The 26,045-nt window shown below is 56.5% G+C and carries 27 protein-coding genes; 26 read left to right on the top strand and 1 reads right to left on the bottom strand.

Annotation, left to right across the window (positions count from 1 at the left end; all coding sequences use genetic code 11):
- Position 1: 1 nt before the first annotated feature.
- The 26 genes from ribH to H7B67_RS15010 all read left to right on the top strand — a co-directional run bounded on the left by ribH (position 2) and on the right by H7B67_RS15010 (position 24,038).
- A complete protein-coding gene (gene ribH / locus H7B67_RS15135; RefSeq protein ID WP_185120680.1) occupies positions 2 to 472 on the top strand; it encodes a 6,7-dimethyl-8-ribityllumazine synthase in 471 nt (156 codons plus the stop codon).
- Positions 473 to 518: 46 nt separating this feature from the next.
- On the top strand, positions 519 to 1,319 hold the full coding sequence (locus tag H7B67_RS15130; RefSeq protein ID WP_185120679.1) for a segregation/condensation protein A: 801 nt from the start codon (positions 519 to 521) through the stop codon (positions 1,317 to 1,319).
- On the top strand, positions 1,288 to 1,902 hold the full coding sequence (scpB, locus tag H7B67_RS15125) for an SMC-Scp complex subunit ScpB (RefSeq protein ID WP_185120678.1): 615 nt from the start codon (positions 1,288 to 1,290) through the stop codon (positions 1,900 to 1,902). The genes H7B67_RS15130 and scpB overlap by 32 nt, the downstream gene beginning before the upstream one ends.
- 69 nt (positions 1,903 to 1,971) lie before the next feature.
- Positions 1,972 to 2,661 (top strand): DUF2953 domain-containing protein, encoded by a 690-nt coding sequence (locus H7B67_RS15120; RefSeq protein ID WP_185120677.1) that lies wholly within the window; start codon positions 1,972 to 1,974, stop codon positions 2,659 to 2,661.
- Positions 2,662 to 2,744: 83 nt separating this feature from the next.
- Positions 2,745 to 3,236 (top strand): GerW family sporulation protein, encoded by a 492-nt coding sequence (gene ytfJ / locus H7B67_RS15115; protein ID WP_185120676.1) that lies wholly within the window; start codon positions 2,745 to 2,747, stop codon positions 3,234 to 3,236.
- Between the two features lie 192 nt (positions 3,237 to 3,428).
- Positions 3,429 to 4,640, top strand: a complete 1,212-nt coding sequence (locus H7B67_RS15110) for a D-alanyl-D-alanine carboxypeptidase family protein (RefSeq protein ID WP_185120675.1) — start codon at positions 3,429 to 3,431, stop codon at positions 4,638 to 4,640.
- A gap of 22 nt (positions 4,641 to 4,662) precedes the next feature.
- Positions 4,663 to 5,286 (top strand): nucleoside recognition domain-containing protein, encoded by a 624-nt coding sequence (locus H7B67_RS15105; protein WP_185120674.1) that lies wholly within the window; start codon positions 4,663 to 4,665, stop codon positions 5,284 to 5,286.
- Positions 5,287 to 5,289: 3 nt separating this feature from the next.
- On the top strand, positions 5,290 to 5,820 hold the full coding sequence (locus H7B67_RS15100; protein ID WP_221468776.1) for a spore maturation protein: 531 nt from the start codon (positions 5,290 to 5,292) through the stop codon (positions 5,818 to 5,820).
- 40 nt (positions 5,821 to 5,860) lie between these two features.
- Complete coding sequence (locus H7B67_RS15095) at positions 5,861 to 6,598, top strand: pseudouridine synthase (protein WP_185120673.1); 738 nt, start codon at positions 5,861 to 5,863, stop codon at positions 6,596 to 6,598.
- A 181-nt stretch (positions 6,599 to 6,779) separates the two neighbouring features.
- Positions 6,780 to 7,307, top strand: a complete 528-nt coding sequence (locus tag H7B67_RS15090; RefSeq protein ID WP_185120672.1) for a redoxin domain-containing protein — start codon at positions 6,780 to 6,782, stop codon at positions 7,305 to 7,307.
- Between the two features lie 24 nt (positions 7,308 to 7,331).
- On the top strand, positions 7,332 to 9,008 hold the full coding sequence (resB, locus tag H7B67_RS15085; protein ID WP_185120671.1) for a cytochrome c biogenesis protein ResB: 1,677 nt from the start codon (positions 7,332 to 7,334) through the stop codon (positions 9,006 to 9,008).
- The gene (gene ccsA, locus H7B67_RS15080) at positions 9,005 to 10,264 is read left to right on the top strand and encodes a cytochrome c biogenesis protein CcsA (protein ID WP_185120670.1); all 1,260 of its coding nucleotides are present in this window, start codon (positions 9,005 to 9,007) and stop codon (positions 10,262 to 10,264) included. Before resB ends, ccsA begins: the two co-directional genes overlap by 4 nt.
- Positions 10,265 to 10,289: 25 nt before the next feature.
- Entirely contained in the window at positions 10,290 to 11,006 is a 717-nt protein-coding gene (locus H7B67_RS15075; RefSeq protein ID WP_185120669.1) for a response regulator transcription factor, read from the top strand.
- Between the two features lie 3 nt (positions 11,007 to 11,009).
- On the top strand, positions 11,010 to 12,440 hold the full coding sequence (locus H7B67_RS15070; protein WP_185120668.1) for a HAMP domain-containing sensor histidine kinase: 1,431 nt from the start codon (positions 11,010 to 11,012) through the stop codon (positions 12,438 to 12,440).
- Positions 12,441 to 12,509: 69 nt separating this feature from the next.
- Positions 12,510 to 13,745 (top strand): MFS transporter, encoded by a 1,236-nt coding sequence (locus H7B67_RS15065; protein WP_245363632.1) that lies wholly within the window; start codon positions 12,510 to 12,512, stop codon positions 13,743 to 13,745.
- 5 nt (positions 13,746 to 13,750) lie between these two features.
- A complete protein-coding gene (locus tag H7B67_RS15060; protein WP_185120667.1) occupies positions 13,751 to 14,242 on the top strand; it encodes a GNAT family N-acetyltransferase in 492 nt (163 codons plus the stop codon).
- A gap of 176 nt (positions 14,243 to 14,418) precedes the next feature.
- Entirely contained in the window at positions 14,419 to 15,240 is an 822-nt protein-coding gene (locus H7B67_RS15055; RefSeq protein WP_245363630.1) for an SDR family NAD(P)-dependent oxidoreductase, read from the top strand.
- Positions 15,241 to 15,530: 290 nt separating this feature from the next.
- Positions 15,531 to 16,379 (top strand): MurR/RpiR family transcriptional regulator, encoded by an 849-nt coding sequence (locus H7B67_RS15050; protein WP_185120666.1) that lies wholly within the window; start codon positions 15,531 to 15,533, stop codon positions 16,377 to 16,379.
- A gap of 60 nt (positions 16,380 to 16,439) precedes the next feature.
- On the top strand, positions 16,440 to 17,759 hold the full coding sequence (locus tag H7B67_RS15045; RefSeq protein WP_185120665.1) for an extracellular solute-binding protein: 1,320 nt from the start codon (positions 16,440 to 16,442) through the stop codon (positions 17,757 to 17,759).
- 43 nt (positions 17,760 to 17,802) lie between these two features.
- Entirely contained in the window at positions 17,803 to 18,828 is a 1,026-nt protein-coding gene (locus H7B67_RS15040) for a serine hydrolase domain-containing protein (protein WP_185120664.1), read from the top strand.
- 24 nt (positions 18,829 to 18,852) lie between these two features.
- A complete protein-coding gene (locus H7B67_RS15035) occupies positions 18,853 to 19,761 on the top strand; it encodes a carbohydrate ABC transporter permease (protein WP_185120663.1) in 909 nt (302 codons plus the stop codon).
- The gene (locus H7B67_RS15030) at positions 19,761 to 20,573 is read left to right on the top strand and encodes a carbohydrate ABC transporter permease (RefSeq protein ID WP_185120662.1); all 813 of its coding nucleotides are present in this window, start codon (positions 19,761 to 19,763) and stop codon (positions 20,571 to 20,573) included. Before H7B67_RS15035 ends, H7B67_RS15030 begins: the two co-directional genes overlap by 1 nt.
- On the top strand, positions 20,570 to 21,358 hold the full coding sequence (locus H7B67_RS15025; RefSeq protein ID WP_185120661.1) for an HAD family hydrolase: 789 nt from the start codon (positions 20,570 to 20,572) through the stop codon (positions 21,356 to 21,358). Before H7B67_RS15030 ends, H7B67_RS15025 begins: the two co-directional genes overlap by 4 nt.
- Positions 21,359 to 21,380: 22 nt before the next feature.
- Positions 21,381 to 22,397: an N-acetylglucosamine kinase gene (locus H7B67_RS15020; protein WP_185120660.1), complete on the top strand. Its 1,017-nt coding sequence runs from the start codon at positions 21,381 to 21,383 to the stop codon at positions 22,395 to 22,397.
- Positions 22,381 to 23,289 carry an N-acetylmuramic acid 6-phosphate etherase gene (gene murQ, locus H7B67_RS15015; protein ID WP_185120659.1) on the top strand — a complete coding sequence of 303 codons (909 nt, stop codon included), beginning with the start codon at positions 22,381 to 22,383 and terminating at the stop codon, positions 23,287 to 23,289. Before H7B67_RS15020 ends, murQ begins: the two co-directional genes overlap by 17 nt.
- A gap of 23 nt (positions 23,290 to 23,312) precedes the next feature.
- The gene (locus tag H7B67_RS15010) at positions 23,313 to 24,038 is read left to right on the top strand and encodes an MgtC/SapB family protein (protein WP_185120658.1); all 726 of its coding nucleotides are present in this window, start codon (positions 23,313 to 23,315) and stop codon (positions 24,036 to 24,038) included.
- A gap of 207 nt (positions 24,039 to 24,245) precedes the next feature.
- Here H7B67_RS15010 and serA read toward each other — a convergent pair whose 3' ends face one another.
- Positions 24,246 to 25,838, bottom strand: a complete 1,593-nt coding sequence (serA, locus tag H7B67_RS15005; RefSeq protein WP_185120657.1) for a phosphoglycerate dehydrogenase — start codon at positions 25,836 to 25,838, stop codon at positions 24,246 to 24,248.
- Between the last annotated feature and the right edge of the window lie 207 nt (positions 25,839 to 26,045).

Here is a 26,045-nt window from a genome sequence, read left to right as displayed (position 1 = left end):
AATGGCTATTTATTATGAAGGTAATTTGGTTTCCCAAGGATTAAAATACGGAATCGTCGCGGGAAGATTCAATGAATTCATCTCGACGCGCCTGCTTAGCGGCGCCCTGGACGCTTTCAAGCGTCACGGAGCCGAGGACCACGAGGTGGAAGTGGCTTGGGTGCCTGGCGCATTCGAAATCCCGCTGATCGCGCAGAAGATGGCGGAGAGCGGCAAGTACGACGCGGTCATTACGCTTGGAGCGGTTATCCGCGGATCGACTCCCCACTTCGATTACGTGTGCAACGAAGTCGCCAAGGGCGTGGCCGCGACGGGACTCAAGACGGGCGTTCCGACGATCTTCGGCGTGCTGACCGTCGACAGCATCGAGCAGGCGATCGAACGGGCGGGCACCAAGGCCGGCAATAAGGGCTGGGAAGCGGCTGTTTCGGCTATCGAGATGGCGAACCTGACTAGCGCTCTTAAAGGATAAGTAGTATGATAAGCTTTTAAGAGTCTGGGAAGGGTGAGGGATCCGCGTGACGGTGCTTTACAAGCTGGAAACGTTCGAAGGACCGCTCGATCTGCTGCTTCACTTGATCGATAAGGCGGAGATCGACATCCAGGATATCTCCATCAGCGAGATCACCGATCAATATATTGCTTATCTGGAAGCCATGCAGGAGCTGGAGCTCGACGTCACGAGCGAGTTTCTCGTCATGGCGGCGACGCTGCTCGCGATGAAGAGCAGGCAGCTGCTGCCGAAGCCGCCGGTTACCGACGAGCCTTGGGTGTCGTTCGACGAGGAAGAAGGCTACGATCCTCGCGAAGAACTGATCCGCAAGCTGATCGAGTATCGCAAGTTCAAGGCGATCGCCAGCGAGCTGCGCGAGCACGAGTTCGAACGCAGCCAGACTTATACGCGCGAGCCGGCGGACCTGGAGCCGTTCGTTCCGGATATTCCGCAGAATCCGGTCGAAGGATTGCACGTGGACGATCTCGTCCGGGCCTTCCGGAAGGCGCTCCGGCGCGTGCAGGGCCGCAATCGCATCTCGGCGATTCAACGCGACGAGATCTCGATTATGGATCGCATTCGAGACATCGTCGGGCTTCTGAGGGGCAGATCGGAAGAGGGAGAGGACAAGGTTCTGTTCTCTCAACTGATCGGCGACCAAATGGACCGTCAGGAGGTCGTCGTGACGTTCCTCGCCATCCTCGAGCTGATGAGAAGGCATTGGATCACCTGCTATCAGAATCAATTGTTCGACGAAATCGTGTTGTCTTGGACGGGAAGAGAGGAGGTTGGGGATGGACTATTCGAGCCTGAAGTCAGTTATTGAGGGCTTGTTGTTCGTTTCCGGCGACGAAGGGATCAACGCGAAGACGATCGCCGAGGTCGTCGAGATGAACGTCGACGTCGTGCGCGACGTGCTGAAGGACCTGCAGACGGACCTCAAGCGCAAGAAAAGGGGAATCCGCATCGCGGAAGTAGCGGGAAGCTTCCGGCTGACCACGGCGCCCGAGCACGCGCCGTACTTCGAGAAGCTGGCGTATAACCCTTCTCGCGCCGTGCTCTCCCAAGCCGCGTTGGAGACGCTCTCCATCATCGCTTACCGACAGCCGATTACCCGGATCGAGATCGAGGAGATACGCGGAGTCAAGGCGGACCGGGCGATCCATACGCTGGTCGTCAAGGACCTGATCGAAGAGGTCGGGCGCGCCGAAGCGCTCGGCCGGCCGATTCTATACGGAACGACCAAGGCGTTCCTCGATTATTTCGGTCTGGCGAGCCTCGATCAATTGCCGGATCCGATGATCAACGAGACGGACGACGAGATCGAAGAGCAATCCCGGCTTTTGTTCGAGAAGATCGAAGGCAGACAGCTTTCGCTCGACGACCTGAAAGCCCTGGAAGCGAAATGAAGCCCTGCCAACCGAATGAAGAACGAAGACAGAAGGCCATACTACCCTTTAGCGAAAGGCGGGGGGAGTATGGCTTTTTGGTTTTGGACAGGGGCAGCGGCCGTCGTCATCATTCTCCTGATCGCAGCCTTGTTGTCGTCTATCCGGATAAGAGTTCGATACTGGCGCAGCGGCCAGCTGGATCAGCTCGTCATCGTTATCCGAGCGTTGTACGGGGTCGTTCAGACTCAGCGCACGATTCCTACGATCACGTTGCGGAGCTGGGGAATCTTCTATGAGGAGAAGGCCAAGAGCAGCATGGCCGGGCAAAATAAGGACGGGCAAGACAAAAGATTCATCGACAACGGAACCGTCCGAAGGCTGTGGAACGCGACCAAAAGCTTAAAGCTGTCGATCGACCATGTTAAGGAATGGTCCATTCGAACGCTGCGGCGAGTGGAATGCACCCGGTGGAGAATGGACGTTAGGATCGGTACGGGAGACGCCGCTATGACGGCCGTGCTGTCCGGCTTGTTCTGGACGCTGATGGGATGCGTCAATGGCATGGCGAGCCAATACATACGTCTGAGGACCCATCCGCACGGCAAGGTAGAGCCTGTCTATAACGGCAAGGAATTCACTTTCGTATGGGAAGCGGACTTTCGCATCCGCGCTTCCGAGCTGGCGCTGTCCATGATCGGACTCGGCACGCGAACGGTTCGCGTCCGGCAAGCGCTTCGGGCGTGGAAGACATGGAACGCGGGGCCGGAGCATGCCTGAACGGCCAAGAAACCTCAATCCGCGAGGCGAATAAACGAGGCTGGGCGAAGGGCAAGCTATCGGGAGAAAGGAGGATGCGCATTATGTCCGAACATCCAATTCAAGGCCTTATGCAAACGGCAATGGAGAACATTAAGGAGATGGTGGACGTCAACACCATCGTAGGCGAGCCCGTTCAAACTCCGGACGGGAGCGTTATTATGCCCATCTCCAAAGTCGGATTCGGGTTCGCCGCGGGAGGAAGCGAGTTTCAGGTCGACGAGAACGGCACGAGGTCGGCTTCCGATTCTTCCAACCATGGCAACGGGGAAACCAAAGGCCACAACGCTTCCGTGTCCCTTCCGTTCGGCGGTGGCAGCGGCGGCGGGGTATCGATCACTCCGATCGCGTTCCTGGTCGTAGGTACGCAAGGAGTAAAGGTCGTGCCGTTGGATAATCAAACCCACATTTTCGAGAGAATCATCGAAGAAGCGCCGCAATGGGTCGACAAAATTCAGAATATTTTCCGCCGGCCCGGCGAATCGGTCGAAACGAACCGGATCTCGATTCATTCGTCGAACGATAATGTCATGTAAGGAACGCGTTCGCCTGAAGGCTTTGTTCTATTGGCCCAATTGCAGTCGATCACGCCATTCCGGCCGCAAGGCCGGAATTTTTGCTTTTCCAAGCAAACTAGACAAGAATCAATCCGGACATGCCTACATAAATTGGTAGAAGAATCTTCGCCATAGGTTGTCCGCATCTACCCGAGGAGGAACCAGACAGCTATGAGACATACGGTCAACCGGTTGCTTCGGACAACCTTGTTGCTTGCGGCGGTCTTAGCGATATCGACCGAGCTTTCGACGGCCGAGGCGGCCGTGCCTCCTTCCGGCCCGGCGTCGCTGCCGGCGGTCGGCTCGCCTGCCGTCCTTCATACGCAGGCCGTCGCATCCTCGCTGATGGACGTTGCTTCGGGAAGGCTTCTGTCCCAGGAGAACGGCGATAAGGAGCTGCGAATCGCGAGCCTGACGAAGATCATGACGGCGATCGTCGCGATCGAGAACGGCAAGCTGGACGAAGTCGTTACGGTAAGCCCTAGAGCCGCGGGCAAGGAAGGGTCGTCGCTGTATTTGAAGGCGGGGGAGAAGATCAAGCTCGTCGATCTGCTGTACGGGCTGATGCTGCGCTCCGGCAACGACGCCGCTACCGCCATTGCCGAGCACGTGGGCGGCTCCGTCGAAGGCTTCGCTTATTTAATGAATCTCAAGGCGGAGGAACTGGGCATGGAGCACAGCCGCTTCGCCAATCCGTCCGGCCTCGATCAAGAAGGGCATTACTCTTCGGCGAACGATCTGGCGCGTCTTGCCTCCTACGCGCTGCATAACGATACGTTCCGCTCCATCGTGAGAACGAAAGTGAAGACGGCGCCGAATCCGAACGAGAAGTGGGAGTACAAATGGATCAACAAAAACAAGATGCTGCTGCAGTACGAGGGAGCGGACGGAGTCAAGACGGGATATACCAAAAAAGCGTTAAGGTGCCTGGTCAGCTCGGCGACGAGGAACGGGCAGCAGCTCGTGGCGGTTACGCTTAACGACCGGAACGATTGGCAGGATCACCGGCGTCTGCTGGATTACGGCTTCGAGAAGTATCCCTTGGAGACGGTGATCAAAAAAGGCGAGACGGTCGCCGGATACCCGTTCGTGACCGTCAACGACTTCCGTTATCCGTTCGCGGACGGGGAACGGGAGAAGCTGAGGCTGCGGATCGTGCCGATCGCGTCCGATTCGATCGATTACGCATTCGGAGCCCGAGGCAAGCTGGCGCTGAGATTGGGCGATCAAGAGATCGGAACGGTGGGCCTTGCGGCGGCGCCGTCTTCTTCGAACGACTCGGCTCCGAACAATCCGGAAGCGAAGGCGAACGGCTCTCCGCCGGACGAGCAAGCCCGAATGAAATCGATCTTGGCTTGGATCAAATCGAAGGTTTTCCCTTAGAGCTACGGAAGGAGAGGTCGGAATGGTCAACTGGATCTGGCTGGGGATGATGGTGATCAGCGTGGCGTTCGCCGCGGTGAACGGTCGCGTGCAGGAGGTGACCGAAGCGGCTTTCGGAGGAGCTCAAACCGGAGTGACGGTATGCATCGGCCTCATCAGCATTCTCGTCTTCTGGCTCGGCCTCATGCGGGTGGCGGAACAGGCGGGCCTCGTGAGCAAGCTGGCCCGGCTGGTCGCGCCGCTCGTTCGCAAGCTGTTCCCGGACGTTCCGGCGGATCACCCGGCCTTCGGCTTTATTCTGACGAACATGAGCGCGAACCTGCTCGGCCTCGGCAATGCCGCCACGCCGATGGGCATCCGGGCGATGCAGGAGCTCCAGAAGCTGAATCCCAACCCGGACACGGCGACTCCGGCGATGTGCACGCTGCTGGCGTTGAACACGGCAAGCATTACCCTGATCCCGACGACGATGATCGCGATCCGGATGAACTTCGGCTCCGCCCATCCGACCGATATCGTGGCAAGCACGCTTCTGGCCACGATCGTCGCGACGGGGGCGGCGATCGCGGCCGATCGCTGGTACCGCAGCCGGGACCGTCTGCCGCCGCTGCAAGCCGGCAAGGCCGCGGATACGAAAGGAGGGTAACCGATGATCGCCTTCCTTCATCAGGTATCGGCCTGGGCGGTGCCCATGATGATCGTGCTCATCCCTCTCTACGCGGCGTTCCGCAAGGTGCCCGTCTACGAGAGCTTCGTCGACGGAGCCAAGGAAGGCTTCGGGACCGCCGTCGGCATCATTCCTCATCTGGTCGGCATGATGACGGCGATCAGCATGTTTCGGGCGTCGGGCGCCATGGATGCGCTCGTTCAAGCGGTCCGGCCCCTGTTCGAGAAATTCGGAGTCCCCGGGGACGTGCTGCCGCTGGGACTCCTTCGTCCTATTACCGGCGCGGGATCTCTCGCTTACGCGACCGATCTGATCAAGACGCACGGCGCGGACTCCCTGGCGGCCCGAATCGCGGCGACCATCCAAGGAAGCACGGACACGACTCTCTACGTTCTGACCGTATACTTCGGAGCCGTCGGCATTCGCAACGCCCGCTATGCGCTCAAAGTCGGCCTTTTCTCGGACGCGGTCGGTTTTTTCGCGGCGGTGGCGGTATGTTTGCTGTTGTTTTAAGCCCGTCTTGAGGGTATGATGGGGGATGAGGTGAACCAACTTGGAACGTTTGCAGAAAATTCTCGCGAACGCCGGCATCGCGTCCAGGCGCAAGTGCGAGGAACTGATTACGAGCGGCAAGGTGACCGTGAACGGGGAGACCGTGACGGAGCTCGGAGTCAAAGCGGACCCGGCCGTCGACGAGATCGCGGTTAACGGGAAGAAGATTCTCAAGGAATCGAAAGTCTATATCGTATTCAATAAACCCAAAGGCGTCATCACGGCGGTCAGCGATCCGAAAGGCCGTTCCGTCGTCACCGACTATCTGAAGGACGTCAAGCAGAGGGTGTATCCGGTCGGAAGGCTGGATTACGATTCGGAGGGCTTGCTTCTGCTCACGAACGACGGCGAGCTGGCGAACAAGCTGGCGCATCCGAAGCATCACGTGCCGAAGACTTACCTGGCCACCGTCGAGCGGGTTCCGCACGGCTCGGCGTTGGAGAAGCTGGCCAAGGGCATCAAGCTGGAGGACGGCATGACGGCTCCGGCAGAGGTCGAATACCACGACGTGGACCCGGATAACAAGCAGGCGACCATTCGCATCACGATCCGCGAGGGACGCAATCGCCAGGTGCGGCGCATGTTCGACGCGATCCACCATCCCGTCATCCGGCTGAAGAGAATCTCCTTCGGCAGCCTTCAATTGGACAATCTTCAGAGGGGCAAGCACCGAAAGCTGTCCAAAGCGGAGCTCCAAGAGCTCTTGCAAGACGCAGAATCGTCATCCTTGCAGGATTGACGTCACACAATGTTCATAACCGGAGGTTAAGGGATTATCCTTGGCCCCGGTGTTTTCGTTATAATGGAACTAATTAGGTCACCTAAAGCAGCCGCCCCTGTATGGGGCGTTTCGTGTTGCCGATAATGACCGATAGGGGCGAATTGCGAAAGCCCATACATATCCATTCGGTGGTGAAAAAGTGAAGCGTTATCGCAAGCCTATCCAATACGTCATCCTGGCGCTCGTCATCTTGATCGGAGGCTATGCCGTCGGGCGTTCCTTCTTCACGACTTCGCCCGTTCTGAAGCCCGGACAAGCCGCGCCGGAATTCGTTCTCGCGGATCTGGAGGGCAACGTGCACGATCTGGAGTCCTATAAGGGCAAGCCACTCGTGCTGAACTTCTGGGGCACCTTCTGCCCTCCTTGCCGCAACGAGATGCCCGCGCTGCAGCACGAGTACGACAAATGGAAGGACAAAGGCCTTGAACTCGTCGGAATCAACCTGAGCGAGGACCGGATTTCGGTGCAAAGATTCGCCGAGGGCGTCGGCGCGTACTTCCCGATTCTGCTCGACCGCAATAAAAAGACGGAGAAAAAGTACGGACTCAAGGAGTATCCGACGACGTTCTTCATTACGCCGGACGGAGAGATTCAAGATATCGTGATAGGGGGACCTATGAGCGAGGAGGATATCGATTCTCGCATTAGGCGACTGTTTGGGGAATAAGTGGAGCTGAGGAGGCTGTCGAGGTTGTTTCAGAACACCAAATGCGAATGCGGGCACCAGAATCCGACGGGCACCGTGCTCTGCGAATACTGCGGCAAGCCGCTGGTCGAGGACTTGCCGCTGGATAGCCCTCTGGAGATGCGTTACGACGGAGTCGCGCGCCGCTCACAGAAGGACAATCCCGCTCTTATCGATAGAGTGTGGAATTTTTTCTCATCCGTTAAGATCGCGGTTTATCTCATTGTCATTACCTTGATAGGCGCCGCTATCGGGACGATTTACCCGCAGGAGAGCACGTTCATCAATCTGGACGACCCGGCGCAATATTATCGCGATACCTACGGGACATGGGGGGCGGTCTACCAGGCTCTCGGATTCTCGAGAACCTACGAATCCTGGTGGTTCATCGGCCTCCTGGTCATGATCGGAACTTCGCTCGTCGTCTGCAGCTTGGACCGGGTTCTGCCTCTCTACAAGGCGCTCTCCAAGCAGCAGGTGCGCAAGCATCTTACGTTCATCAACCGGCAGCAGACGGTCTACAAGGCGAAGCTAGAGCAGAATCCGGAAGAATGGACCGAGTCGTTCGCCAAGCAGTTGAAACGCAAGCACTACAAGGTCAAGATCGAGGGGACGGCGCTCCTGGCGGAGAAGAACCGGTTCAGCCGCTGGGGACCGTATATCAACCATATCGGCCTGATCATCTTCCTGCTTGCCGTGCTCGGGCGCGGAGTGCCCGCTTGGCACATGGACCAGTACGTGTCGATGGACGAAGGGCAGACCAAGCAGATTCCGAACACGAATTATTACGTGAAGAACGAGGATTTCACCGTCGAGTATTATAAGGACGAAGAGCTCCCGGACAATCTCAAGGGAACGGCCCGGGCCAAGCTGTACGAGACGAAGGCGGTGCTTTACGAGTGCACGGCCGACTGCGACGATCCGATCAAGGAGCCGGTGCTGACGGAAGTCGACCGCCACGACATTCAAGTGAACAGTCCGTTGTCCTACAAGGGCCTGAAGCTCTATCAATACAATTACGAGCAGCGGATCCGCCTGATCACGGTCAAGCCGATGCTCGTCGATTCGCGGACGGGCGAGAAGTACGGACCTTTCGAGCTGCCGATGAGCAATCCGCCATTGACTTATACGGCAGGTCCTTATACTTTGAAATTAAGCGACGTCTATCCGGATTTCGGCATGGACGAGCAGAACCGCCCGATGACCAAGTCCCGCGATCCGAACAATCCGGCGTTCGTCTTTATCGTGACGGGGCCTGGGCTCGACGAGAGCGGCGAGATCTACATCTACTTCCCGTTGCCTAACGCGGAGGACAAGCAGCTTCAGCAGATGATCAACGCCAGCTTCCAGAAGAGCGGCAACAATTCGGGCCGATTCTCCTTCGAGGTAGGCAAGATGGAGAACGTGAGCTTCTCCGAATATACGACCTATCTGAACGTTCGGGTCGACCGCGCGATGCCGTACATCTGGGTAGGGGCCGCGATCTCGATGATCGGTCTCGTGATGGGCTTTTACTGGCATCATCGCCGCGTGTGGCTGAGGATCGACGACGGCATCCTGACGCTCGGAGCCCATACGAATAAGAATACGTTCGGCATTCGCTCCGAAGTGGCGGGCGCTCTGAAGAAAACAGGAATCGAAGTGGATCCCAAGGCACTCGATAACAGGAGGAATACACGTTGAATTGGCTATCGATCAGCAGCAACGCTTTTATTATCGCTTTCTTTCTCTACTGCTTTTCTTTCATAGGGTTCTGCATCGCGATCGGAGGCAGGCGCTGGAGCAATCGCGATGTCGAGGCCCATAAGAAGAGATGGGCTCGAATCGGCTTCGTCCTGGCGATCCTGGGCTGGGTCAGCCATCTCGTCTTCTTCTTCACCCGCTGGAAGGGCGGCGGCCACATCCCGACCAGCAATATGTATGAATTTATGACATTCCTCGGCATGGCCATCATGTTCGCCTTTATTGTTGTATACTTAATCTATCGAACTGCGCTTCTGGGGGCGTTCGCAACGCCTCTCGTGGTCATCATCATCGCTTATGCGTCGGTGTTCCCGTCGGAAGTGCAGCCGCTCATTCCCGCGCTGAATTCCATCTGGCTCAAGGTCCACGTGACGACGGCCGCGGCCGGCGAAGCGTTCTTCGCCGTCAGCTTCGCGGCGGCGCTCGTTCAGCTGCTGCGGGTGGTCGACTTCTCCAGCAAAGAGAAATCGGCCGTCAGGCAGCAACGAGGCGTGGAATGGGTGTTGATCTTTATCATCGTCATCATAGGATTCCTGGTATCCGTCTTCGGCTTCCGCGCCGGAGGATACTCGGCCGAATTCAGGCAAGAGAATTTCGAGATCGATCAGCAGGGGCAGGAACTGGACTCCGTGCAATCGGTCAAATACGACCTGCCGCCGATCGTGGCTCCGTATAATAGCGAGACGGTTCATATGACTTCCTTCTTGGGAATGGAGCAGCCGCTGTTCGAAGCTCCGTCGTGGATGAACGGCGTCAACGCGGGGCGCAAGCTCAACACCGTTATCTGGTCGATCATCTCGGGAGCGATTCTGTACGGCATCGCCCGCTTGATCGCGCGGAAGCCGCTGGCAGCCGTGATCCATCCGCATCTGGACGGGATCGATCCGGAGGATCTGGACGAGATCAGCTATCGCGCCATCGCGATCGGCTTCCCGGTCTTCACGCTCGGGGCGCTGATCTTCGCGATGATCTGGGCGCAGATCGCCTGGTCACGCTTCTGGGGCTGGGATCCCAAGGAAGTATGGGCGCTTATCACATGGCTTTTCTATAGCGCGTATCTCCATCTTCGGCTGTCTCGCGGCTGGCAGGGAACGAAATCGGCATGGCTCGCCGTTATCGGCTTCATCGTCGTTTTGTTTACGCTGATTGGGGTTAATCTGGTTATTGCAGGCTTGCATTCGTACGCAGGAGTGTAAATATACGCTAAGGGAGTCGATTCGTTTGAACGAGGCAGGCAATCGCATTCTGGTGGTAGACGACGAAGAGAGAATTCGCCGTCTCCTCCGGATGTATCTAGAGAAGGAAGGGTACGTCATCGAGGAAGCGGAAGACGGGGAAACCGCTCTGCGCAAGGCGCTGCAGACGGACTACGATTTGATCGTCCTCGATCTCATGCTGCCCGGAATCGACGGCATGGAGGTGTGCACTCGCCTCAGACAGAGCAAGGCGACGCCGGTCATCATGCTGACGGCGAAGGGCGAGGAAGTCAACCGCGTGCAAGGCTTCGAGGTCGGAGCGGACGACTACGTCGTGAAGCCGTTCAGCCCTCGCGAGGTCATCTTCCGGATCAAAGCGATCCTAAGAAGATCGTCGGCGACCGCGTTCCTCTCGAAGGAGCTCGCAACGAGCAACAACATCGTTTTCCCGCATCTGGTCATCGAGCATGACGCTCACCGGGTGACGGCGGACGGGCAAGAGGTCAACCTGACCCCGAAGGAATACGAGCTGCTTCACTTCCTGGCGAGCTCGCCGGATAAGGTCTATTCTCGCGAAGAACTGCTTAAGGATGTATGGAACTACGACTTCTTCGGCGATCTTCGTACGGTCGATACGCACGTGAAGCGTCTTCGCGAGAAGCTGAATCGCGTATCGGTCGAGGCGGCTTCGATGATTACGACCGTCTGGGGCGTCGGATACAAGCTAGAGGTGGCGAAGTAATCGATGGCAATCTGGAGAACCGTCGTCGGCAAGATGTGGCTGACGATCATTGCGCTCGTCGCCGTAGTCATCATCGTGATCGGATTGTTCTTGCTCAATTACATCGACCTGACGTTCGTCGATTCCAGCAAAGTCAAACATTTATTCATTTACGCAGGGGCTGTCGGTTTCTTACTGACAACCTTTTTCGCGTTCTTCCTGCTTAAGAAGATAACCCAGCCGCTCAGAGAGATGAAGGAAGCGGCCGTGTTGATCGCCCAAGGCGACTTCACGACGAGGGTTGCGATTCGCTCCTCCGACGAGATCGGGGAGCTGGCGAACACGTTCAATTCCATGTCCTCGGAGATCGACTCGCTCATCCATATCCTGCAGCATGAACGGGACCATTTGAGCAGCGTGCTGAGAAGCATGACGGACGCGGTCATCTCGTTCAACGCAGAAGGCAAAGTGATCCTCACCAACCCGCAAGGCAAGAACCTGCTGAACGATTGGATCACGACCGATTGGAGCGAGGAGGAAGCGTACGGGGAAGGCGAGGTGCCCGTCCCGATTCAGGAGACGTTCCACGAAGTCATTCGCCGCGGACAGGACATGACGAGCAGGGCGTACGTGAAGAACGAGGTGTTCTCCGTCGTCATGACCCCTCTCGTGTCCACGGAGGGGGTTCGAGGCGCCGTCGCCGTTTTCCGCAACGTAACCGAGGAATTCAAGGTCGAGAAGCTTCGCACGGACTTCGTGGCGAATATCTCGCATGAGATCCGAACTCCACTCTCAATGGTTCAAGGCTACAGCGAGGCGCTGCTGGACGAGATCGCCACCTCTCCGGAAGAGAGGAGAGAGCTGGTGCAGGTCATTCACGACGAGTCGCTGCGCATGGGAAGGCTGGTCAAGGACCTGCTCGACCTGGCGCGCATGGAAGCGGGACATCTGGAGCTCAACGCCCAAGTACTCGACGTTCAGCTGCTCATGAACCGCGTCTATCGCAAATTCGCGGTGCTGACCAAGGAGAAGGGCTTAAACCTGATTTACGAAGAAAGCAAGGATAAGCTTATCCTTCAAGAAGCCGACGGCGATCGGCTGGAGCAAGTGCTGACGAATCTGATGGACAACGCGATCCGGCATACGCCTCCGCAAGCCTCGATCCGATTAAACGCGGAGCTCGTCCGCGACAAGCGAGGGAACGAAGTGCGGATTACCGTCTCCGACGAAGGCCAGGGAATACCGGCGGAAGATCTCCCGTATATCTTCGAGAGGTTCTACAAAGCCGATAAGGCCCGCAAGCGGGATTCCAACGGGGGAAGCGGGGGAACGGGGCTGGGGCTTGCCATCGTCAGAAACATAGTCGAAGCCCACGGCGGACGCATCGAAGCGGCGAGCGAGGTAGGCAAAGGAACGACCTTCACCATTCATCTTCCGGTACACGGCAAGGCCTAACATCATAAGATATCGAATGCGGCGGTGAGGCTCTCATCGCCCTCTTCGAGAATGAGGCGGGGATTCGGCATGTTCCATTGGAAACGATTACAGAACGCTCAAGACCGGCTGAAGCAGATGCTCGGTCTGAACGGCGAAGCCATCGTGTCTTTATTCATCCATGGTTGTTTTCAATTCGGCGCCTCGATGTCCGGGCTGTTCCTGAACTTATACTTATGGCGGTTGACCGAGGATTTGTGGATTAACGGCATGTTCAACCTGATCGTCTACGGCGTGACGCCGCTCGCGTTCGCCGTCGGCGGGTACATCGCGAAGCGCAAGGATCGCATGGTCACGTACCGGGTCGGCATCGTCATGATCGCTTGCTTCTACCTTGTCGTCGTCATCGCAAGGGACAGCGTCGTCGATTTTTACATGCTTTACGCGTTCTTTAACGGCTTCGCTCTAGGACTCTATTGGAACGGGTATCTCGTGCTCATGTACGATGTGGTAGATTCGAGAAGCCGGGGCCGCTATCTCGGGATCAACATGGTCGTGTTCAATACGGCGGGCTTGATCGGGCCGGCGCTGGCAGGCTTCCTGATCGGCCGATTCGCGGGGCTGCAGGGCTATATCGTCATGTTCTCCGTCGCTTGCTTGATGTTTATGATCGCGGCTCTATTCAGCATGAGAATCCCGAAGAAAACCTCGCATCACCGAACCTATTATTTGAAATACACCTTATCCGTGTTGAAGAAAGAGCCCGTCTGGCTGAGAGGCTTGTTCGGCTTCCTGCTGCTTGGGGCTTTCCAAGGAATCATGCTGTTCCTGCCGAACATCCTGCTGTATCAAACGGTCGGCAGCGAGCAGTGGGTCGGTCTGCTCACGGTCTTCTTCTCGATGCTTACGATCTCGATGGGACTCTATATATCGCGCCGGAACAATAGGGATTCCGTTCGGGGAAGCCTGGCTCTGAGCAGCTCGCTCGTGACGCTGGCCGCTTGCTTGCTGCTGATCGACATCAGCTGGTGGAGCGTGCTTCTGTTCATGTCGATCTTCTCGTTCTTCAACCCGCTGACGGTCAATACGTTGACGTCTTACAATTACCGCTTAATGGACTTTCTGCCGCTCAAAGGGGAATTTCGGATCGAATCCGTCGTCATCAAGGAGCTGTTCCTGAACGTCGGCCGCGTCCTGTCGATCCTGTTCCTCATCTTGTTCGCGGAGGATCCCGATTCCCCGGCGATGCCAATCGTGCTCGTCATTGCTGCTATGCTGCATATGCTCATTCTTCCGTTAGTCCAGAAGCGCGCAGAGGTGCAATAGAGACTATGATCGAGATAAAGAGAGCCGATTCAACGCATGTGCAAGGGATCGCCGAAGTGTGCGCGCAAGCGAATCGGGCAACCTACGGCGAGATCTACGCGAAGGAATATTTAGAAGAAATTATCGCCAAGTATTATACCCCCGAGAGAATCGCAGAGGAAGTCGGAAGTCCGACGAGAGCTTGGGGAGGATATTGGGTCGCCGTGGAAAAGGACCGAGTGATCGGAGCGGGCGGCGGCGGAATGATCGGGGATGCCGAATCCGAGATTTTTGCCCTGTACGTGAGCCCCGATAGACGCAACGAAGGGATCGGAAGTCTTCTGATCGAAGCGATAACGGCTCAGCAGAAGGAATTCGGAGCGGCCGCGCAATGGATTTCCGTGCAGAAAGGCAACCATAAAGGAATCCCTTTCTACGAAGCGCGAGGGTTTGAATTGCAAGGCGAGGAAGAGGAGGAGCATGGATATCTCTCGCTTAGGTACAAGAGAGTGATTTAATACGCGTCAATAGGCTTAAAACGAGGTAAAGAATCTACGGAGGATAAGCGAAAGGACAAGCGGCTAGGGATAAGCGAAGAATGGAAGCATGTATGATTTGCCGGCAGACTGTAGAAAATCATGGAGAAATCAAGCGGACTTCAACGTCGGTTGCGATGGAGGGACATAACGGGGACATGAGAACGAATCACGAGTCACTTGCGCCGTTCAGGAAGGCAGCGATCGTAACCGGAGCCAGCAGCGGAATCGGCAAAGGCATTGCCAACGTCCTTGCCAGAGAAGGCTACGATATCTCCACCGTATATCGTTCCAACGACGAAGGGATTCGCGACTTGGAGAAAACGGTGATCGGCAAATACGGAAGAAAGCTGCACGCGGTCAAGGCAGACTTGGCCGACCCCGCCGCCGCGGAGAGCTATGCGGCCGACGCGATTGCGGAGCTCGGAAGAGTGGACCTGCTTGTGAATAACGCCGGCGCCGGTTACGCGTCGAAGCTGATCGACATGAAATCGGAAGACATGCTCAACTTCATTAACGTGGACTTCGTTGCACCGATCCTTTTGATGAAGGCCGTCGGCCGTCACATGATCGAACTCGGGATCAAAGGGAGCCTGATTAATATTACTTCGACGCGGGCGCAGCGGGCCTATCCGCACGATTCGCTGTACGGCGGCATGAAGGCCGCGCTGGAGAGGGCCGGCGAATCGATCGCGATTGAGCTGGCCATGCACGGTATAAGGGTGAATCAAGTGGCGCCGGGAGCGACGGAAGTGGAGAAAGGTAGCGAGGACTTCTATGAGAAGCTGGGGAGAAAAATTCCGCTGCGCCGAGTCGGACAGCCGGAAGATATCGGCGAAGCGGTGCTGTGGCTAGCCTCGTCCGCCGCCTCTTATATAACGGGTACGACGTTGAAGGTAGACGGAGGTTTAATTCTTCCGGGCATGCCGGAGCAAAAAGATGAAACGACGAAGTACTACGACTGGCGTCCCGTCGAATAATCGGTTCGTTTGGAGTATGGCGTTAGCCGAAGAGAGGGCCGTCCCCTAAGTCATCGAGTTGACTTAGGGGACGGCCCCTGTTCTTTTAACGGCGGAACCCGCCATACTTTTGCTCTTTCTTATTCAGCGCGTTTATTCGGAATAAAGAGGCTAGGGATGCTGTGAAATAATATTTCAAAAATGTATTTACATCGTGAAATAAAATTGTATAATGAAAAAAGTAAACTAAGCTGTCATGCAACAGGACTTACAACTAGACATCAAAACGAAAAGAAAGGGGGGGAGTTCTTTTGCTGAAAGGCGGTCTCATTAGCCTTAAGACGGCCATATCCAGCTTGAAGCCGACGGAACAGAAAGCGGCTCAATACATCGTCGAGCATCCGGAGGAAGTGGTTAACTCTTCGGTACAAAAGGTTGCGGCTTTGGCCGATGTGAGCGAAGCTACCATTATTCGGCTTTGCCGATCCCTCAATTACAAAGGCTTCCAGGAATTGAAGCTGAGGATCGCGGCGGACTTGTCGGATCATTCGGAGATGGAGGATTCTTATCAGGAAATCCAGATCGAAGGTCCGATTGCCGACCTTGTCGCCTCGATCTCCCACAACAACATGAGGTCGATTCAGGATACCTTGTCGGTCTTGTCGAACGAGGAGCTCGAGAAGGCGATCGACGTCATGAGCCGAGCGAAGAAGATCGCGATCTTCGGGGTAGGCGCTTCGGCCGTCATCGCAATGGACCTCAAGCAGAAGTTAACTCGCATTAATTATTGGTGCGAGACGGGACTCGGATTGGACGAGCAGACGACTCTCGCGGCCAATATGGACGAGAGGGACGTCGCGTTCGGTATCTCGTACTCCGGGCAAACGACCGATGTCATCGACTCGCTCGCCCTTGCGAGAGAGAACGGCGCAGCGACGATATCGCTTACCCGGCTCGGAAGCAATCCCGTTGCGGCGGCGGCGGACATCAATCTGTTTACGAGTTCCTTGGAGAACAGCATTCGCAGCGGGGCCATGGCATCGAGAATCGCTCAACTTAACGTAATCGACATTTTATATGTCGGCATTGCCAGGAAGAACCACGAACGTCACGTCCGTTTTCTGGAGAAGACGCGCAAGGCGGTACGGAACAAAAGCTAGCTTATTATCGGCAACTGCCCATCTATCGAATAGGACAACAGATTACGGGAGGGTCTTATGGTGAACAAAAAGTGGTTGGTTGGAGCAAGCCTTCTGGCATTGGCAAGCGTCGCGGCGGCGTGCGGGGGCAATAACGAGTCGAATACGTCTTCTCCATCGCCTTCGAGCAGCGCATCCGGCAGCGCGGAGGTATCCGTCGGCGCCGGCGACGAGCCCGCGAAGCTGACGATGTACAGCTGGCGTCCCGAGGATGCGGACGGTTACGCGGCTCTCATCGAGGAATTCAACAAGGAGCATCCGAATATCGAGGTTGAATTCAAGCCGTTCAAATCGACGGAATACAATACGATCCTGAACAATGCTTTGAATTCGGGAACGGGAGTCGACATCCTGCAGCTCCGTCCTTACGACGTCGCGGCGGCGCTGGCGGATTCGAACTTCCTGACGGCGATCGACGGCCTGGAGGGCTTGGATCAAATTCCGGATACTTACCTGGACGCCGCCAGAGGCAGCGACGGGAACGTGTACGGCGTTCCGTTCATGCTGAACAACGCGGTCATCTTCTATAACAAGGAGATGTTCGAGGAGAACGGCCTGAGCGTGCCTGAGACGTACGAAGAGTTCCTCGCCGTATGCGAAGCGCTGAAGAGCAAAGGGATTACCCCGATCGCTCAGTCGGGCAAGGCGGGCTACCTTCTGTCCATGACGCATGCGGTCATCGGAGTGGACGCGTACGGCGGCAACGACTTCGCGAGCGAAGTGCTGACGGGAAAGACGAACTTCAACGACGCGAGGTTCGTCGAATCGATCCAACGCATGAAGGACCTGACCGCGTATTTCCCTAAGGACTTCATCGCCATGGAAGACAAAGACGCTCAAACGCTGTTCTATAACCACGATGCGGCCATGTACATCAACGGCAGCCACCGCCTCGAGACGTTCCAGGCGAACGATCTGGACTTTACCGTGGACTTCTTCACCGGGTTCGCCAAGAACAAAGGAGAGACGCCGAATATCGTGACGTGGGTCGACGGCTCTTATGCGGTCGCCAAGAGCTCCAAGCATCAGGAGCAAGCGCTGACCTTCCTGAAGTTCGTTGCTTCCAAGTCGTTCGGTCAAGCGTTCAGCGAGAAGCTGACTCGCGTCAGCCCGATTGCGGGTGTCGAGCCTGCGGATCCGCTGCTGCAACGCATGGCGAAAAGCAACGTCGATCAGTCGACTCCTTACCTGATTCTCACCAACTTCAATATGGGAGTGCCGACATCGAAGACGACGTTCGAGGACTCCCTTCAAGGAATGTACTTCGACAAGCTGACTCCGGAAGAAGTCGCTTCCGAATTCCAGAAATCGGTCGACAAGTGGTTCAAACCGAAATCCTAATCCTTTCGCATCGTACAGAAATCGGTCAAGGGAGCTGACAGGAATGCATGCATTCGATGCACTTGTCGAAGCCTGGGTCCGGGAAAGGTACATCCCGGGAGCGGTGCTCGATATTCGAATCGGAGACCGCTTCCGGTTCTCTAAAGCTTATGGTTCTTATCACGACAATTCGAGTTCGCGCCAGGTTCGACTGCAAACCCGGTTCGATCTCGCGTCGCTGACTAAGGTAGTCGCCACTCTGCCTGCGGTTTTGTCTCTTGCGAAGGAAGGACGCCTGACCTTGGACGATCCGGTACGGGAGCATCTGCCTGAGTTCATCCACGGAGAAGTCACGATCCGGCACCTGCTGCAGCACACGTCGGGACTTCCGGCGGACATGTCTCAACCTCCGCGAATTCGGAGAGCCGAGGTCGTTCTCGACTCGATCTATCAGTCTCCTCTGGAGAGCCCACCCGGCTTTCGGGCCGCATACAGCGATCTGGGAATGATCCTGCTGGGGCTGTTGATCGAACGTGTCGCGGAAGAACCGCTTAATCGGGCGGCGGCGAAGAGAGTATTCGGGCCGATAGGCATGAGCCGGACCGGTTTCGCCGCCGACTTGCCCGATCTCAAGGATCGGGCGGCTTCGACGGAGAACGTCAACGGCAGGTACATCGTCGGCGAGGTGCATGACGAGAAAACGTATGCCCTCGGCGGCGTGTCGGGAAGCGCGGGTTTATTCTCCGTTGCGTCGGATCTGACGCGTTACGCGGAACAGTGGATGAATCCGGAACGATCCCCCGTCTTATCGCAAGAACTTGTCTCCGAGTGCTTCGAACAGCCTTGCGAAGGAAGAGCGCTGGGTTGGGAAATACGGCATCGAGACCAAATTCCGCTCGGCTGCGGTTCGACTTGGCTGGAAGGAAGCTTCGGGCATACGGGATTTACGGGAACGAGCCTATGGATCGAACCGCAGACGGAGCTAAGCGTCGTATGGCTGACCAATGCCGTCCATTATGGCAGGCACACGCCGATTCGGTCGCTTCGCCGAACGCTGCACGATCAGATCCGTCGGGATCTGATCCAATGAATCGCACATAAGGAGGCGAAGCCGATGAAAAAAACCTATTCCAAACACATGATTCATTTGTTTTTGCTTCCAGCGCTTGTTTTCTACGTCGGATTCATGATCTATCCGATCGCATCCGCTTTATTGAACAGCTTCTTCGAGTGGAATGGATTTCTACGCGGGGATTTCGTATGGTTCAAAAACTTTATTCGCTTGTTTACGGAATCGCCGTTCCAGGAGACCTTCTTTAATGCTTTAGAGCATAACGTCGTTTTCTTTATCGTTCTGATTCCGGCTAAGCTGATGGTCGCTTACGCGCTGGCGCTTGTGCTGCACGGCAAATTGAAGGGCAAGGAATTTTACAAGACGGTGTTTTTTCTCCCCAAGCTTCTGTCCGTCATCGTGGTCGGGTATCTATTCAGCTTGATTCTGAATCCCAGCTACGGTGCCCTCAACACCGCTCTGGATGCCGTCGGTCTCGATTCCTGGACTCGGCCCTGGCTCGGTTCGCCGGCAACGGCTCTGCTGTCCATTATCTTCATCGACAGCTGGTACGAATTCGGCTTTGCCGTTTTGATTTTCCTGGTTGGCCTTCAGTCCATCTCGAGCGAGATTTACGAAGCGGCCAAAATCGATAGAGCTACCGGACTTACGCTGCTATTCCGGATTACGATTCCTCTCTCGATGCCTTCTATCATGATCATGACGATTCTGACTTTCATCTCCGCCTTTGAATCTTTCGAGCTGGTTTATGCCATGGAGGGAACCTCCGGCGGTCCTTATTATTCGACGGACGTTCTGGCTTTGTTCTTCTACCGGCTCATGTTCGGCTCGGCCGGCGGAGGAGAATCCATTGGCTTGGGCTCCGCATTGGCCGTCGTGCTGCTGTTCCTGATTTCGGGCGCGACCGCGATCTCCATGGGCTTCTTCAAGCGTAAAGAGGTGGATTATTGATGAAGTCATTTTTTAAATACGCGTTTGTCAGCTTGTTCGCTTTCCTTTCTCTGTATCCGATTTTCCTAATGATCATGTCTTCCTTCAAAACCAAGAAAGAGATTACGACCTCGCCGCTCGGGCTTCCTCACCGATTCTCGTTCGATAATTTCGTCGAGGTTTGGAATAAAGTGAACTTTGCCAAGTTCCTGGGCAACAGCGTCTGGGTAAGCGTCATCTCCGTCTTGATCATCCTGTTCATCTCTTCGATGGCGGCGTTTTATCTGGCCCGGTTTAACTACCGCTGGAACGGCATCGTCCTGTTCTTCTTCATGCTGGGGCTGATGCTTCCGATGAAGCTGGCGATATCGCCGCTCTATATGCAGCTGTTGAAGCTGAACCTGCTCGACAAGCTGTCCGGCCTTATTATCGTTTACGTTGCGGGACATATCTCGTTCGCGGTGTTTCTCTTCTTCGGGTTCTTCAAGACGCTGCCGAAGGATCTGGATCAGAGCGCCCGAATTGACGGCTGCAATAACTTTCAAGTCTATTACAAGATTATCCTGCCGCTTATGCGTCCGGCCATGGCCACTGTCGCGATCACGGATCTCATCAAAGTATGGAACGATTTCTTCTATCCGCTTATCTTCATCAAGACGACGGAGAAGGGAACGATCCCGCTCGGCATGCTTAGCCTCTTCGGCGAATTCGACACGCAATGGAACTTGCTGTTCAGCGGGTTAACGCTGTCCTCCTTGCCGATGATCATCGCCTTCCTGTTCGCGTCCAGGCAGTTTATCGAAGGACTGACCGCCGGGGCGGTGAAGTCATGAAGCGATGGATTACGTTCGACCTGGACGGCACTCTCATGCAGAATCCGTTCTCAGGATGGATCTTCCCCGAGCTGGAGGAGATCGTGTCGGCCGAATTGAAATCGAGCCATGCCTTCAAGCGGCAACTGATGGACGAACACGAGCGTTTGTTGTCCGAGGAGCAAATCGTCGCAGCTTACGATTGGGACGAGATTTGCGGCAGGTTGATAAGAGAATTAGGGATTAACCGCACGGTCGATATTCTCGAGATGGTGAACCGTCATTCTGTCGCGCCCAAAATATTCCTGCTAGACGATACGGTGCTGCCGACGCTTGAACGCTTAAAAAAGAACGGTTATTCATTAGCGGCGGTAACCAACGGATTCTACAAATATCAATATCCGGTCATGAAGAAGCTCGGCTTGACGGATTGGCTGGACGAGATCGTGACTCCGGACCGGGTCGGCTGCTCGAAGCCCGACGTTCGAATGGCCGACGGGCTGCTGCGGGACGGCAAAATCGCGGCGCACGTGGGAGACCGGCTTGATCACGATATGATTTTTGCAAGAGGATTAGAGGTCCCGGGCGTGCTTATTCATCGGGGATTGCCGCCGTCGATGATGTCTTTGTCTCCTAAGGAGCGAGCGTGCTGTCCCGAGCTTGAGCCGGTTCTGCACGAGCTGGCCGCGAACGAGAAGCAGCGGGAAGTCTTCGCATCGTTGACGGAGAAGTTCCGTCCGGCTTATGTTATCGGCGAACTGCAAGAGCTTCTGGAGTGCTTGGATTCGTCCGAAGATACCCCGTAAAGCACCGAGAGGAGGCCGAGAAATGACGCATAAACGGGATAAGAGACTCCTCGCCGTTGACGGAGGCGGAACGAAGACCTTGCTGTGGGTAGGAGACGGGGAAGGCCGGATTCTAGCTAAAATACAAGGCGAATCGACGAATCTGAAATCAAGGCCGTGGAGCGACGTTGCCGGGGAGCTGGCCCGATTGGTGCTCGAAGGCTTAGAAAGCTCGGGTTCTACCGCGGAGCAGGTCGACGCCGCCGTCCTCGGACTGGCGGGAAGCGACAGGCTTGAGGATAAGTCCCGCGTCGTCGCCCATATGTCCTCCATGCTCCCTGAGTCGGTCATATCCGTGCATAACGATGCCATAACGGCGCTTGCGGCCGGAACGTTCGGGGAGCAAGGAATGGTATTGATATCGGGAACGGGTTCGATCTGCTGCGGCTTCGATCCGGCCGCCGGCACCTATGTAAGAGCGGGCGGCTGGGGATACGTATTCGGAGACGAAGGCAGCGGCTTCGCTCTGGGAGCCGCCGCCCTTAGAGCCGTCGTGAGAGCGTTCGACGGCAGAGCGGCGGGCACGAGCCTGACGGATAAAGTATTGGCGAAGCTTGAGCTGAGCAAACCCGAGCAGCTCGTTACCGCCATTTACGAAGCGCCGTACATGCGGGCAAAGGTCGCTTCGCTGGCACCGGCCGTATTCGAAGCCGCCCGCGAAGGAGACGGTCAAGGACGAGCGATCGTCAAGGAGGCCGTCCGGGAGTTGGCGGAGCTTGTCGCGGCAGCTTACGCAAGGTTCAGCCCCGAACGTCGCCGAATGCCGCTCGTGCTGAGCGGCGGCGTGTTCAGCGATGCGCTGTTCCTTAAGGAATTCTCGAATCGTTCCGACATTCAGTCGCTTCCGCTGGACATCCGGGTACTGAACGTTCCTCCCGTAACGGGGAGTTATTACATGGCGGTCAGGCAAGCCGGCTTACGCCTGACGTCGGATATGATTCGCCGGATACAATTACAATGCAAGACAGAAGGGGAATGCAACCATGATACGTTCAGCTGACGAGATGCCGACAACTGAGCAGGCCAACGAGCGCTCCAAGCAATTGGACCGGTTGACCGTCCGGGAGATTGTCGAGCTGATGAATGAAGAAGACCGAACGGTCGCGGATTCCGTGCATCGGGCTCTGCCCAGCATCGCGGCCGCTATCGAAGCGATATCCGCTGTCGTTGAGCGAGGAGGGCGGCTGTTCTATATCGGAGCCGGAACGAGCGGACGTCTGGGCATTCTGGACGCCTCCGAATGTCCTCCGACCTTCGGCGTCGATCCGGAGATGGTCGTCGGTTTGATCGCCGGCGGCGAAGGAGCCATCACTCGGGCCATCGAGAATGCGGAGGACGATACCGAGGCGGGAATCGCGGATATCGGGAAGCTCGTTACGTCCCGTGACGCCGTCGTCGGAATCGCCGCCAGCGGACGAACGCCATATGTAATGGGCGCTCTGAGAGAAGCTGCTCGAATCGGAGCTTTAACGGCAAGCCTAAGCTGCAACGCGGACTCGCCGATCAGCGAGGAGGCGGACTATCCGATCGAGGTGCCGGTCGGAGCCGAGATCGTTACCGGATCGACGAGGTTGAAGGCGGGCACGGCGACGAAGATGGTCTTGAACATGATCACGACCGCGACGATGATCCGCCTTGGCAAGGTGTACGGCAACTTGATGGTCAACGTTCAGGCTACGAACGACAAGTTGAGAGAACGTGTCGTCCGAATCGTTGCGAAAGGCGCCGACTGCGACGAACAGACGGCCAGCAAGTACGTCCTCGAGGCTGGCGGAGACGCAAGGGTCGCCATTCTAATGATCAAATTCGGAGTAACCGCTACTAGAGCCATCGAAGCCTTGCGATTGTCGAACGGGCACTTCGGCAAGGCCATCAACCAGTTGAGCCGGTAAACGGCAAGGGAGGGCGATCGGCCATGTTCGCCGCATCGGGAAGCGTCTGGGAGATCTCTCAAGCGGAGCTGGCGGTCCGAATGGTGCTTGCCGCGGCGCTTGGCGGAGCCATCGGCATCGAGAGAGAGTGGAACAATCATGCTGCCGGCTTCCGTACGCATATTCTGGTATGCTTGGGTGCTGCCACGATCATGCTGATGTCCATTTACGGCTTCTCGCAATTCGTGAACGAGCCGAACGTGCAGGTCGACCCGGCGCGTCTGGCCGCTCAGGTCATCAGCGGGATCGGATTTCTCGGAGCGGGCGCCATTCTCCGGAACGGGAGCGGCATCAAAGGGCTGACGACGGCAGCCTCCATCTGGACCGTTGCCGCGATCGGATTATGCGTAGGCGCCGGTTTTCTAACCGCGGCGTTCCTCTGCACGTTCCTTGTCCTGGTCAGCCTGTACGTTCTGAACAAGTGGGAGAAGCAGCTTCTGAGGCATCGCAGAACGCATAAATTGGAAGTTACGTTCTCGAACGACCCCGAAATCGTTGGGCGGATCGCCGAGGTGTTTATTCGCAGGCAGATGGACATCTCGCAGCTTCGAATCCATCCGGACGAGTCCGAGGAAGGGGCTATGAAGCTGGAGTTCAAAGTCAAAAGAATCCGCTTCGAGAAGCTGTTGGAGGCGGTGGGGGAGGTCGGCCGGCTCGAAGGCATCAAGGCTGTCGAGACGGACGGACTGGATTCGCCTCTCGCGGCTTGACACGACTAACTGCTAGCCAAGGTACGGCGGGAGGGCAAGAGAAAAGGCGGCTTTCGGGATACGTTCCCGGAAGCCGCCATTCTCGTTACCGATTTTGCATGCCCCTCGTGCTTCGCATCGAGCAGGGGCATTTTTAACGCGTAAATAGCGATTGGTACTAATAAAGCGGAGCTGGGAAGTACCCCTAGCTCCGCTTTCGATTTTATGTTAGAACAATTGAATTTCCTTCGCGCTTACCAGGTCCGCCAAGCCGGCGACTTGAGAGATGACGTCCTTCGGAACGGCCTTGTCGACGCCCAGGACCATGATCGCGGCGCCGCCTACGAGCTTACGGCCCACTTGCATCGTCGCGATGTTGACGTCGTTGCTGCCGAGCAGCGTGCCGACGCGTCCGATGATGCCCGGCTTGTCGTTGTGCGAGATAAGGAGCAAGTGGCCTTCCGGAGCCACGTCGACCGGATATTGGTCGATCTGGGTGATGCGTGGCCCGAAGCCGTTCAGCAGGGCTCCCGCGACGGTACGCTCTTCCTTGCCCGTGCGCAGCGTCACGGATAGAAGGTTCGTAAAGCCCTTGCTGGCTTGGGACTTGTTGGTGACGATGTTGACGCCGCGGGTCTTCGCCAGATGCATCGCGTTAACGGCGTTGACTTGGTCGGAGCCGAGGTGGTGAGCCAGCACGCCTTGCACCACGTAACGCGTAAGCGGCTGCGTATCCACGTCCGCGAGCTCGCCGGAGTACGAAACGACGATCTCCTTGACCGGGCCGTCCGCAGCTTGGGCGGCGAAGCTTCCGAGCTTAGCGCCGATCGAGAAGTAAGGCTCGAGCTTGGCCAGCACGTCGCCCGGTACCGGAGGCATGTTGACCGCGTTCTTATACGGTTCGCCGCGCAGAATGTGCAGCAATTGCTCCGAGACGTCGATCGCGACGTTCTCTTGGGCTTCGACGGTGGAAGCGCCAAGGTGAGGCGTTACGATGATCTTCGGATGCGAAAGGAACGGGTGCTCCTTCGTCGGAGGTTCTTCCTCGAAGACGTCGAACGCGGCTCCGGCTACGATGCCGGCGTCGATCGCTTCCACGAGAGCTTGTTCGTCGATGATGCCGCCGCGGGCGCAGTTGACGATGCGAACGCCCTTCTTGATTCGCGAGAATTGCTCTTTGCCGATCATGTGGCGGGTTTCCGGAGTCAGCGGGGTATGAACCGTAATAAAGTCGGCTTCGCGAATGACGTCTTCTACGGAAGCGAGCTTCACGCCCAGCTTCTCGGCTCTCTCTTCGGTAAGGAACGGATCGTAGCCGAGCACGCTCATGCCGAACGCTTTCGCCCTAGCGGCCACTTCGCTGCCGATGCGGCCCATGCCGAGCACGCCCAGAACCTTGTTGCGAAGCTCGACGCCGACGAACGATTTGCGGTCCCATTCGCCGCCGACCGTCTTCAGATAGGCTTGAGGGATGTGGCGGGCAAGCGCCATCATCATGGCGAAAGTATGCTCGCATGTCGTGATCGTGTTGCCGTCCGGCGCGTTGATGACGACGATCCCGCGCTTCGTGGCGGCTTCCAGGTCGATGTTGTCGACGCCGACGCCCGCGCGTCCGATTACTTTCAATTGCTTGCCTGCAGTCATAATACGTTCGGTCACTCGTGTCTGGCTGCGAACAAGAAGCGCGTCGTACTCCCCGATGATTTGAACGAGCTCGTCTTCGGTAAGTCCGGTCTTCTTGTCGATGGAGATGTCGGACGCCTCGACGAGAAGCGAAATGCCCAGATCGCTGATCGGGTCCGATACCAACACTTTAAACATTTGTAAGCCCCCTAAGCTAATAAATGTAGAAATCACTCCGGGCGTAGTCGTCGCATCCAAGCGATAGAACGATACGCCGAGAGTGATGCCGTGAACGTTTGAAATATTCTGCATTTAGCAAATGTGCCCGAAAGAAGCCTGTTTCTCTTTCCATAACGTTACTCATTTTATAGCAATAAGACAGACAAAAGCAATGGCTAAAATAGC

This window comes from Cohnella thailandensis (assembly GCF_014212135.1).
Taxonomy (GTDB): domain Bacteria; phylum Bacillota; class Bacilli; order Paenibacillales; family Paenibacillaceae; genus Cohnella; species Cohnella thailandensis.
This window is presented reverse-complemented; position numbering and strand designations above follow the sequence as displayed.